11 protein-coding genes are annotated in these 10,516 nt (G+C 60.7%); 2 read left to right on the forward strand and 9 right to left on the reverse strand.

All coding sequences use genetic code 11. The features are described 5' to 3' along the window. Positions 1–87: 87 nt before the first annotated feature. The 9 genes from Q8R10_RS11975 to Q8R10_RS12015 form a co-directional block, all read right to left on the reverse strand. The gene (locus Q8R10_RS11975; RefSeq protein WP_305654035.1) at positions 88–1,743 is read right to left on the reverse strand and encodes an acyl-CoA synthetase family protein; all 1,656 of its coding nucleotides are present in this window, start codon (positions 1,741–1,743) and stop codon (positions 88–90) included. Continuing rightward, positions 1,740–2,285 carry a hypothetical protein gene (locus tag Q8R10_RS11980; protein WP_305654036.1) on the reverse strand — a complete coding sequence of 182 codons (546 nt, stop codon included), beginning with the start codon at positions 2,283–2,285 and terminating at the stop codon, positions 1,740–1,742. The genes Q8R10_RS11975 and Q8R10_RS11980 overlap by 4 nt, the downstream gene beginning before the upstream one ends. Positions 2,286–2,360: 75 nt before the next feature. Continuing rightward, positions 2,361–2,621, reverse strand: a complete 261-nt coding sequence (locus Q8R10_RS11985; RefSeq protein WP_305654038.1) for an acyl carrier protein — start codon at positions 2,619–2,621, stop codon at positions 2,361–2,363. A 10-nt stretch (positions 2,622–2,631) separates the two neighbouring features. Then, positions 2,632–2,892: a phosphopantetheine-binding protein gene (locus Q8R10_RS11990; protein WP_305654040.1), complete on the reverse strand. Its 261-nt coding sequence runs from the start codon at positions 2,890–2,892 to the stop codon at positions 2,632–2,634. Continuing rightward, on the reverse strand, positions 2,867–3,682 hold the full coding sequence (locus Q8R10_RS11995) for a 1-acyl-sn-glycerol-3-phosphate acyltransferase (RefSeq protein WP_305654041.1): 816 nt from the start codon (positions 3,680–3,682) through the stop codon (positions 2,867–2,869). The genes Q8R10_RS11990 and Q8R10_RS11995 overlap by 26 nt, the downstream gene beginning before the upstream one ends. Further along, positions 3,655–4,383, reverse strand: coding sequence for a beta-ketoacyl synthase chain length factor (locus Q8R10_RS12000; RefSeq protein ID WP_305654043.1), 729 nt, complete (start codon positions 4,381–4,383; stop codon positions 3,655–3,657). The genes Q8R10_RS11995 and Q8R10_RS12000 overlap by 28 nt, the downstream gene beginning before the upstream one ends. Before the next feature lie 202 nt (positions 4,384–4,585). Next, positions 4,586–4,936, reverse strand: a complete 351-nt coding sequence (locus Q8R10_RS12005; RefSeq protein ID WP_305654045.1) for a multidrug transporter — start codon at positions 4,934–4,936, stop codon at positions 4,586–4,588. A gap of 136 nt (positions 4,937–5,072) precedes the next feature. Then, entirely contained in the window at positions 5,073–5,885 is an 813-nt protein-coding gene (gene mutM, locus Q8R10_RS12010; protein ID WP_305654046.1) for a bifunctional DNA-formamidopyrimidine glycosylase/DNA-(apurinic or apyrimidinic site) lyase, read from the reverse strand. Between the two features lie 90 nt (positions 5,886–5,975). After that, positions 5,976–6,842 (reverse strand): HDOD domain-containing protein, encoded by an 867-nt coding sequence (locus Q8R10_RS12015; RefSeq protein WP_305654047.1) that lies wholly within the window; start codon positions 6,840–6,842, stop codon positions 5,976–5,978. A 274-nt stretch (positions 6,843–7,116) separates the two neighbouring features. Between Q8R10_RS12015 and Q8R10_RS12020 the strand changes: the two genes are divergently transcribed. Together Q8R10_RS12020 and ilvD are read left to right on the forward strand one after the other, a co-directional pair. Beyond that, positions 7,117–8,313 carry a class I SAM-dependent rRNA methyltransferase gene (locus tag Q8R10_RS12020; RefSeq protein WP_305654049.1) on the forward strand — a complete coding sequence of 399 codons (1,197 nt, stop codon included), beginning with the start codon at positions 7,117–7,119 and terminating at the stop codon, positions 8,311–8,313. 126 nt (positions 8,314–8,439) lie between these two features. Further along, a complete protein-coding gene (ilvD, locus tag Q8R10_RS12025; protein ID WP_305654050.1) occupies positions 8,440–10,287 on the forward strand; it encodes a dihydroxy-acid dehydratase in 1,848 nt (615 codons plus the stop codon). Positions 10,288–10,516 lie beyond the last annotated feature (229 nt).

Below are 10,516 nucleotides of genomic sequence, written 5' to 3' on the forward strand. Positions count from 1 at the left end.
CAGCGATACCCATCGCCATTTTGTTGGGTATCGCTGCGCTCAACGCCAACCTACCAAAGCCCGCGCCAACGCCAACACCTGCGCGGCTCATTGGGCGCCCGCCAATAGAATACGGCCAGACGAGCAGGCGGCCTCGCCATGGCGGTAGGCAAAATACAGCTTGCCGCGTTCCGCGTCGAAACGCAGGGACAGCTGCAGCCGATCACCGGGGCGCGCCAGCTGCTGAAACTTCAGCACTTCCATGCCGACGAAACGCAGTGGCAAGCCGACAATCAATTGCCTAGCCAGCTGCAACGCCCAATCGACCTGCACCACTCCCGGCAGCACCGGGGTTTGCGCAAAGTGGCCACTGAAGTGGGCCAGATCCAGGGGAATATCCAGTTGCAGCTGCCATTCGCCGTCGCTCTCAACAAAGCTTTGCGGCTCGATTTGAGTCGGCCGCGGCGCGCTGAGTAGTGCATCCACTGTGGCTTGCGGCAATTTGCCCTGACTGTTGTAGGGCAACTGCTTGAGCAGACGCCAGCGCCGAGGCAAGGCAATGGCCGCGCAGTGGCCGGCCAAATGTTCACGCAGGGCCTCGGTCAGCGCGCGCCGGCCCTGATTACGCAAGGCATGCACACCGCGCGGGCTCAGCGCCAGCAGCGCGCCGAGAAAGTCCCGCCGCCCGTGGATCACCCCCAGACGCGCATCGCTGACCCAGGCATGACCGAGCAAGGCCTGCTCCAGCTGCGGCAGTGAAATGCGTTTTTCTTCCAGTTTGACGATGCGATCCAGTCGCCCAGCCAGCCGAAAGCGCCCATCGGCCTCAATCTGCACGGCATCGGCGGTTTGTTCACGCTGGCCGGCTGGCAAGTAAGGGGAGCTCAGATTCAGCGCGCCCTCCTCGTTCTGGCCCAACTCGATGCCGGCGAACGGCTGCCACAACTCGCCGCCCTGACGCCAAGCGACTCCGCCGGTTTCCGAGCTGCCATAGATTTCCGTCGGCCGCTGACCGAGGCGCTGTTGCAACAACTGCGCGGCCTCGGCCGGCAGCGGGCCGCCGGAGGAAAACACCTGGCGCACTCGACTGAGCGCCGGCCAGTCGAGGTGCTCACCCATGCGTTTGAGTAGGGCTGGGCTGGCCACCCAAATAAATGCGGGCTGCTGCAGGCTCTCGCGCTGCAGGTCTTCCGGAAACGTCTGTACCCGGCGCAGAAAGGGCCGGCCGGCGCACAGCGGCCAGAGCACGCAGAACAGCAAGCCATAGATATGCTGCGGCGCGACGCTGGCCACAACTGTGGCGCCCTGCAATTGCGCGCCCCACAGCTGCTCCAGCGCCAGCACTTCGTTGGCCAGTTGCCGCAAGCTCTTGTCGATCAGCTTGGCGCTACCGCTGGAGCCGGAGGTACAGAGGGTCAGGCGGCACTGGTCGAGGTCCAGCACGGCCGGCGCCAGCAACGCGGCCTCAAGACCTTCCAGACTGTCGAGCCACAGGTCGCACTGGCCGGCCAGTTGCTGGCGGGTTTGCGGTAGATCATCGGCCGGCAACAGCACGCTGACCCCGGCACGCCAGGCGCCGAGCAAGGCGACGGCCAGTTCGGCGGCATCAGTCAGGTACAACGCCACACGTTGCACGCCGCGCGCTTGCAAGGCGGCGGCGAAGCTCAGGGCGCGCTGGCAGATTTCAGCGTGACAGTGATCGGGGGTAACGCGGCGGCTAGCATCCGGGGCCAGCAACAACCGTTCGAGATTCAACCAACTCACCCGAAGCGCCTCACACGTTGCCGTACCAGCCATTCGCCGGCAAACAGCAGGCCGATCAAGCCGTAGGAAATCAGCCCGGTATACAGTGCCCACCAGCTCAGCGGAGCCCACAGATTGAGCCCCACCACCACCAGCGCGTTAGCCAGAAAGAAGCCGACCCAGACTTTGGTCACTTGCCGGGTATAACGCACCGCCACGGCCGGCAACTCCGGCTCGCGCAAGCGCGCCAGGCGTTCGACCATCGGCGGTCCAAATTTCAGGCTCAGACTAAACAACGCCAGCAACATGCCACTGATCAGCACCGGATACCAACGCAGCAATAGCGGTTCACCGGCCACACCGAGCAGCAGGCAAAAGCCCAGGGCGCAGACCGCCATCCAGCGATTGCCGGGTTTGCCACTGTTGCTCAGCACCCGGGCCAGCCATAAACCGCCGAGCAGTGCGGCAAACAAGCGTGGAGATAAATGTTCCATGCCGTAATACACGGCGAAGGGATAGAGCAGCCCGACCACCACCAGCAGCAGGCTAAATAAACGGCTCATAGGCTTAGTTGGCAGGTGACTGACGGGTTGACGACCCACGGCAAGGCTTCGACCACAAATAAACGACTCATGGACTTAGTTGGCAGCCGGCGTATTGACGACCCGCAGCACCGCCTCGACCACGTCGCCGACGGTGCGCACGGCCTTGAACTCTTCGGCGGCAATCTTCTTGCCGGTCTGACGTTTGATGTGGTCGATCAGATCGACGGCATCGATGCTGTCGATTTCCAGGTCGTCATACAGATTGGCTTCGAGGCTGATTTGCTCAGGCGCAAGCTCAAACAGCTCGATCAGCGCGGCGCGCAGGATGGTGAACACTTCATCATGGGTTTGCATCTAGGGCTCCTCAGGCGCGCTGTTGCGAGGTAACGAAAGCCGCCAGACTGGCCACATTGGCGAAGTGGCTGCGGGTGTCCTTGGCGTCGGCGTCGATCTTGATGCCGAAGCGTTTTTGCAGCGCCAGCCCCAGTTCCAGGGCGTCGACCGAGTCCAGGCCCAGGCCTTCACCGAATAGCGCCAGGTCTGCACCTATATCTTCTGCAGCAATGTCTTCGAGGCCCAGGGCATCGATGATCAGGTGTTTAATTTCCAGCTGTAAATCGCTCATCTTTAGCGAGCTCCTTAATAAAGTGCTGATGCAAATGCTCATTGAGTTTGCGCGAGGCCAGAGGCGCCGGGCCCAACGCGCTGAACTGCTGCGGGTCGATATCTTCGCCGACCCGCAGGCGAAAGTGGAACCGGCGCGACGGGATGCTGTACCAAGGCTCGGCCTTGGTCAGGGTGGTCGGCGTCACGCTGATCACCACCGGGGTGACCACCCGCGCACCGCGCAAGGCGATAGCCGCCGCGCCGCGATGAAATTCAGGGTGCTGACCGGGCGTGGTGCGGGTGCCTTCGGGGAACACAATCAGGGTCTGGCCGCTCTGCAGTGCCGCCGCAGCCTCATCGAGCATGTCCAGACTGCCGCTGTTGCTGATGTACTGGGCGGCGCGGATCGGCCCGCGCATGCTGGGATTGTCCCACAGGCTCTGTTTGACCACGCAGTTGGCGTCGCGGATAAAGGCGATCAGCACCACCACATCGATCAATGAGGGGTGATTGGCAATCACCATCTGCCCCAGTCGGCCGAGGCGCTCGGCGCCTTCAACTTCATAGGTCAGCACGCCCGAGCGAAACATAAATTCGACGAACCAACGAAAACTCCAGCTCACCGTGGCCCGCGCGCGCATACGCCGAATCAGTTCATCGCCGGGCAACAACGCCAACAGCGGAAACACCAGCAACCGCAGCAGTACGCCACCGATACCGAACAGGCAAAAACTCAGCGCGGTGGCCAGCAGCCGCCAGGCATAAGGCGCGCTGCGGCGACTCAACCCTTGTTGCGTGACCATGTCCATTGCCGGCTATTCCAATAATGAGTAAAGCTGCCGGAGGCGGCGTCTGAAGAGTCGTCGGTTAACGCCTGCAGCAATGAAAAAGCGTGGGGCCAAGGCGCTCTCGGCCCGGCCCCGCAGTCAAGCTGCAACTGCCAATCCCGGCCCGGTACCAGGCGCAGGGCCAGGGCATAAGCGCAAGGCACATCATCGATAAAAGGCCGATACAACTCAGGTGGCGCTTCCTCGGCGACCACCAGCAACACCGAGGGCGCGCCCTCTTCGAGCAAGCTCAGCGCCTCCAGCAGGCCGTGCTCGAGGCCATCGCCATCGCCGGCCAGGGCAGTCATCTCACTGGTATCGCCGCGCAGAATCGACCACTGGCCAATGATGGCATTGTGCACCGACAAGCTGAATTGGGTTGGCGACAGCGGCTCATCCGCTGCCAGTGCCTGCAGCACCGCCAGGGTTCGCGGGGTTTCACCATGCCGGGAAACAAACACCAGCGGCATAGCTGGCTGGCCCTCGGCCAGTGGCCAGGCGACATGCAACAACATGCGCCCCAAAGCACCCAGACGCCGACGCTGCAAGGCGGGAAGAAAGCTCACTGAGGGTAAAGCGCCATCCGCCGAAGCTACAGGCTGCGCCGCCAACCAGGCATTCCAGTCGGCCGCACTCTCGAGCCCCGGAGCCCAGGCACGCCATTGATCAATACTGAAATGCATAGGTGACTAACTCGGTCTTTGCCCCTTGGGGCATCCCTGTCAAATGCGACGAAGCCGCTACGACAAACATGCTTGTCGATGCCGTCATGGCAAAGCGCCGGCATTATCCATGCGTGCAGCAACTCAGGCAAACTTTCGCTAGCAATCGCCAGACAACAAAAAACCGGTCACTTGACCGGCTTTTGTCAGATCAACTTAAACCTTAGTTGTGCTGATAACCGCTGGTATCGCAACCCAGGCAACGCACAAAGGCTTCACGGCCCGGCTCAACCACCAGAGCAGTACCTGCATCTTTGACGCCGCCGCTGGCGAGGGTAAAGGGCAGGCTGATCACGAAGGCGACCGCACCAATGGCAGTTGCAGTAATCAGCAGTGGCCGGGCAAAAATCAAATCGCCCATCATTACATAGCCCTTAGGTGCCTGGACTGCATACAGCGGATCGCCGCTAGCGCCATTGGTTGTCGCCTGCGGAACCTCCTCTGCCTGTGCCGGCAGGGCCAGCAAGCCAGTGGTCAGCGCCAGTAGGGCGGCGGTCGTGCGGAACAGATTCATGGGGCGATCCTTCAGCTATTCGTGTTGGTAAGGCTAACTATAACAGCGCGTTGATAATTGTCAGCGTGAACGCCGTCAATCGGCAGAAAATTTTTGACTGACTTCTATCGAGCGCAAAACCCGTGATGCTTGCGGCTTAGCGCTGGCATTTGGGGCAGTAGACGCTAGCCCGCTGGCCCAGACGGATATCGCGCAGGGTGCTGCCACAGCATTTGCAAAACTCCCCGGCGCGGCCGTAGACAAACAACTCCTGCTGGAAATATCCAGGCTGGCCGTCGCCGCCGACAAAGTCGCGCAAAGTGGTACCGCCACATTCGATGGCCGCGGCGAGGATGCGTTTAATCGCCGCCGCCAGCTTGACGTAGCGCGCCCGCGAGATCGAGCCTGCGGCCCGGCGCGGGTCGATACCGGCGGCAAACAAGGCCTCGGACGCATAGATATTGCCGACCCCAACCACCACCGCGTTATCCATGACAAAGGGTTTGACCGCCATGCTTTTGCCCCGCGACTGCACAAACAGCCGCTCGCCATCAAACAACTCGGTCAAAGGCTCCGGTCCGAGCTTTTGCAGCAACTGATGCTGAAGCGGGTCGGTGCTCCAGAGCATCGCGCCAAAGCGTCGCGGGTCGTGGTAGCGCAGCGCCAAGCCGGACTCCATGACGATATCCACATGCTCATGCTTGGCCACCGGCGTGTCGGCCGGCACCAGCCGCAGGCTGCCCGACATACCCAGATGACTGATCAAACAACCTGACTCGGCATACAGCAGCAGGTACTTGGCGCGCCGTTCGACGCGCTCAATCCGCTGCCCAGACAAGCGCACGTCCAGGTCTTCAGGGATAGGCCAGCGCAAACGCCGCTCGCGCACTATCACCTGACTCACGCACAGCCCCTCGACATAGGGCGCAATGCCACGGCGGGTGGTCTCAACTTCAGGGAGTTCAGGCATACAACCGAAAAAGCCTCAGACTGCGGGGTGATGGGTATCGCGGCGCGCAACCCATCCTACGGTTTAGCGACGAGCTGCAGCAGCCGCTAATCAGCGAATATCGAGGTCGCGAATGGTGTCTTTGAGAGTGTCAAACTCGTATTCGGTAAAGCCGACATATTCCAGGATGGTGTTTTGAATGCACGCCCACTCATGATCGTCATCTTGCTGACCGAGGGTGCGATAACAACCGCAAATATGCTCGGCCATCTTCAAAATGGCTAAGAGGGTCTTCAGTTTGCTGTCGCGACTGGTGTCCTCACTAAACACCCCTTGCACATTATGATGCTGGGCAATCGCATCACAGATATGCCGCGGCAGGTTCCACGACTTGGCGACGTAATAGCCCACCACAGCATGATTGGTATCGAGCTGATCATTTTCGCTATCAACCAAGCGCACATTCGCCGAAGAGTTGGCATAGGCCTGTTCCAACACTGCCATATAGTCAGGGAAGCGCTTGAGCATCAGCGGAATTCCACAGTTATGAAAAAGCCCCAACGCGTAGGCCTCATCCGACGGCTGGTAGCCAATCCGCTTGGCCAGCGTCAGACAGGTCATGGCCACATCTTGGGCGCTGTCCCAGAAGCGATTGAGGGTGACTATGGTCTCGTCGCTCATCTCACCCTTAATTGACTGGGCGTTGATCAGATTGATGACGGTATTACAGCCGAGCAGATTGACCGCCTGCTGGATCGAGACAACCCGGTTGGCCAAGCCAAAATATGGCGAATTGACGATTTTCAGCAACGCGCCCGACAACCCCGGATCATGGCTGATCAGCCTGGCAATGGCGCCCAGATCCGGCTCCGGCATGTACTGCTCCATTTGCAGATCGACCATAATCTGCGGCTGCGGCGGTACGCTGATGCCCAAAAGAGCTTGTTGAATCTGTTCGGTGCTGAGTTCGACGGCCATGGGTGCCAGATCTGCATGAAGTGATGCTTAAGTGTAGCCATAGTTCGCCCTCTTTGGCTCGCGCAACTGCGGCAACGGCAAGACTTTCCCTGCGCTATACAGACCGGGTGAAAATGTAGCGAGCAAAGGTTAGGCAAGGCAAAAACAGGCGAAAAAGCGCAGTTTACGAGCTGTAAATGAACATTTTTAGCCTATTTTTAACGCCGCATAACCGAGCGCAGTAGTTTTCACACAGTCTGTATAATCGCGCTTTTTACTCCCCGAGAAGCCCCCCATGCCCCTGCCTAGCCTGCGCCTCAAAGCCAATGCCGATCGCCGCCTGCGCGCCGGTCATCTCTGGGTGTTCAGCAACGAGGTGGATGTTGCCGCCACGCCGCTGAACGCCTTCGCCAGTGGCGATCAGGCGATCCTCGAAGCCGCCGGCGGCAAACCCCTGGGCATTGTTGCCGTTAGTCCGAATAATTTAATTTGCGCCCGCTTGCTGTCGCGCGACGTTAGCCATGTGCTGGATAAATCGCTGTTGGTGCACCGCATCAACGTCGCCCTGTCGTTGCGCGAGCGCTTGTTCGACAAGCCCTATTACCGCCTAGTGTTTGGCGATTCCGACCTGCTGCCAGGCTTGGTGGTCGACCGCTTCGGCGACATTCTGGTGGTGCAGTTAGCCTCCGCGACCATGGAAAAGCACAAGGACGACGTGGTCGCCGCTCTCGTCCAAGTGTGCAAACCCAGCGGCATTCTGTTTAAAAACGACTCGGCCGCCCGCGATGCCGAAGGCCTGAGCAGCTACGTGGAAACCGCCTTTGGTCTGGTGCCCGAGTGGGTCGCGCTGGAAGAAAACGGCGTTAAGTTCGAGGCACCGGTAATTGCCGGACAAAAAACCGGCTGGTTCTACGACCACCGCATGAACCGCGCACGCATCGCTCCTTACGTTAAGGGCAAGCGGGTGCTCGACCTGTTCAGCTACATCGGCGGCTGGGGCGTGCAAGCTGCGGCCTTCGGCGCCAGCGATGTGATGTGCGTGGACGCCTCGGCCTTCGCCCTCGATGGCGTCGAGCGCAACGCCGGCCTGAATGGCCTGAACGAGAAAGTCGCCTGCCTCGAAGGTGACGTGTTTGAGGCGCTTAAGCAGCTGAAAGCCGCCGAAGAGCGCTTCGACGTGGTGATCGTCGACCCACCGGCCTTTATCAAACGCAAAAAAGACCTGAAAAACGGCGAAGCGGCTTATCGCCGCCTGAATGAACAAGCCATGCGCCTGCTGAATAAGGACGGCATTCTGGTCAGCGCCTCCTGCTCGATGCACCTGCCGGAAGACGATCTGCAGAACATTCTGCTGACCAGCGCCCGCCACCTGGACCGCAATATGCAGCTGCTCGAACGTGGCAGCCAAGGCCCGGATCATCCGGTGCATCCGGCGATCCCCGAGACGCGCTATATCAAAAGTTTGACGTGCCGGTTATTGCCTAATAGTTGATGGCCCTGTGGTGGACAACGTTTCGCGGTTGTCCACCCGTCCAATGATCACCGAGCTGCCGCCCCATGCGACAGATCGGGTATTCTGCAATTTTCCGTGACCGCCTGATCCCCCGAGAACGCCGCCATGCCTGACTATCGCTCAAAAACCTCCACCCACGGCCGCAATATGGCCGGCGCCCGTGCGCTGTGGCGCGCCACCGGGATGAAGGATGAAGACTTCAAGAAACCTATTATCGCCATCGCCAACTCCTTCACCCAGTTCGTGCCCGGCCACGTGCACTTGAAGGACATGGGCCAACTGGTCGCCCGTGAGATCGAGCGCGCCGGCGGCGTGGCCAAAGAATTCAACACCATTGCGGTGGATGACGGCATCGCCATGGGCCACGACGGCATGCTCTATTCGCTGCCGAGCCGCGAGATCATCGCCGACTCGGTCGAATACATGGTCAACGCCCACTGCGCCGACGCCATCGTGTGCATCAGCAACTGCGACAAGATCACCCCCGGCATGTTGATGGCCGCCTTGCGCCTGAACATTCCGGTGGTGTTCGTCTCCGGCGGGCCTATGGAAGCCGGCAAAACCAAGCTGGCCAGCCACGGCCTGGACTTGGTCGATGCCATGGTGATCGCCGCCGACGACAGCGCTTCGGATGAGAAGGTTGCCGAATACGAGCGCAGCGCCTGCCCGACTTGCGGTTCCTGTTCTGGGATGTTCACCGCCAACTCGATGAACTGCCTGATGGAAGCCCTAGGCCTGGCCCTGCCCGGCAACGGCTCGACCCTGGCCACCCACAGCGACCGCGAGCAGTTGTTTCTGCAAGCCGGGCGCACCGCGGTTGAACTGTGCAAACGCTACTACCAGGACAACGACGAATCGGCCCTGCCGCGCAACATCGCCAACTTCAAGGCGTTCGAAAATGCCATGACGCTGGACATCGCCATGGGCGGCTCGACCAACACCATCCTGCACCTGCTGGCCGCCGCGCAAGAAGCCGAAATGGAGTTCGATCTAAAAGACATCGACCGCCTCTCGCGCCGCGTACCACAGCTGTGCAAGGTCGCGCCGAACATCCAGAAATACCATATGGAAGACGTCCATCGCGCCGGCGGCATCTTCAGCATCCTCGGCTCCCTGGCCCGTGGCGGCCTGCTGCACACCGACCTGCCGACCGTGCACAGCAAAAGCATGGCCGAGGCGATCGCCAAATGGGACATCACCCAGACCGCCGATGAAGCTGTGCATACCTTCTTCCGCGCCGGCCCCGCCGGCATTCCGACCCAGACGGCGTTCAGCCAAAGCACCCGCTGGGACACCGTCGATGACGACCGCGAGAACGGCTGCATCCGCAGCGTTGAGCACGCCTATTCGCAAGAAGGCGGCCTGGCCGTGCTGTACGGCAACATCGCAGTCGATGGCTGCGTGGTGAAAACCGCCGGCGTCGATGAGTCGATTCATGTATTTGAAGGCACGGCGAAAATTTTCGAAAGCCAAGACAGCGCGGTGCGCGGCATCCTCGCCGATGAAGTGGTGGCCGGCGACATCGTCATCATCCGCTACGAAGGCCCGAAAGGCGGCCCGGGCATGCAGGAAATGCTCTACCCGACCTCCTACCTGAAGTCCAAAGGCTTGGGCAAAGCCTGCGCCCTGCTCACCGACGGGCGTTTCTCCGGCGGCACCTCGGGCCTGTCCATCGGTCACGCCTCGCCGGAAGCTGCTGCGGGCGGTGCCATTGGCCTGGTGCGCGCCGGCGACAAGGTGCTGATCAATATCCACGAACGTTCGATCAACCTGTTGATCAGCGACGAGGAGATGGCCAGCCGCCGCGCCGAGCAAGACGCCAAAGGCTGGAAGCCAGTGGAGAAACGCCCACGCAAAGTCACCACCGCGCTGAAGGCTTACGCCCTGCTCGCCACCAGCGCCGACAAAGGCGCGGTGCGCGACAAGGCCCTGCTCGACCGTCTAGTCCAATAAGCGCCGACAAAGGCGCGGTACGCGACAAGGCCCTGCTCGATCGCCTGGTCAACTAAGCCTGCGCCGCCCATAAAAAAACCCAGCCTGCCAGAGTGTGTGAAAACGCATTCCTGCGATCCAAAAACAAACGCCCCGACTGGTTCGGGGCGTTTGTTTTTGGAGGATGTAAGCGTTGGTTTTTTGAAAAACGGATTATCCGTCCATCAAGGCGATCATTTGGCGGGCGCCC

It is taken from the genome of Pseudomonas sp. (assembly GCF_030698175.1).
Taxonomy (GTDB): domain Bacteria; phylum Pseudomonadota; class Gammaproteobacteria; order Pseudomonadales; family Pseudomonadaceae; genus Aquipseudomonas.

What these genes read in the sequence shown, in the direction of transcription:
- Q8R10_RS11980 (WP_305654036.1), bottom strand. Translation starts at nt 2,285, where the DNA reads ATGAGCCGTTTATTTAGCCTGCTGCTGGTGGTGGTCGGGCTGCTCTAT.
- Q8R10_RS12000 (WP_305654043.1), bottom strand. Translation starts at nt 4,383, where the DNA reads ATGCATTTCAGTATTGATCAATGGCGTGCCTGGGCTCCGGGGCTCGAG.
- Q8R10_RS12020 (WP_305654049.1), top strand. Translation starts at nt 7,117, where the DNA reads ATGCCCCTGCCTAGCCTGCGCCTCAAAGCCAATGCCGATCGCCGCCTG.
- Q8R10_RS11985 (WP_305654038.1), bottom strand. Translation starts at nt 2,621, where the DNA reads ATGCAAACCCATGATGAAGTGTTCACCATCCTGCGCGCCGCGCTGATC.
- ilvD (WP_305654050.1), top strand. Translation starts at nt 8,440, where the DNA reads ATGCCTGACTATCGCTCAAAAACCTCCACCCACGGCCGCAATATGGCC.
- Q8R10_RS12015 (WP_305654047.1), bottom strand. Translation starts at nt 6,842, where the DNA reads ATGGCCGTCGAACTCAGCACCGAACAGATTCAACAAGCTCTTTTGGGC.
- mutM (WP_305654046.1), bottom strand. Translation starts at nt 5,885, where the DNA reads ATGCCTGAACTCCCTGAAGTTGAGACCACCCGCCGTGGCATTGCGCCC.
- Q8R10_RS11990 (WP_305654040.1), bottom strand. Translation starts at nt 2,892, where the DNA reads ATGAGCGATTTACAGCTGGAAATTAAACACCTGATCATCGATGCCCTG.
- Q8R10_RS11995 (WP_305654041.1), bottom strand. Translation starts at nt 3,682, where the DNA reads ATGGACATGGTCACGCAACAAGGGTTGAGTCGCCGCAGCGCGCCTTAT.
- Q8R10_RS12005 (WP_305654045.1), bottom strand. Translation starts at nt 4,936, where the DNA reads ATGAATCTGTTCCGCACGACCGCCGCCCTACTGGCGCTGACCACTGGC.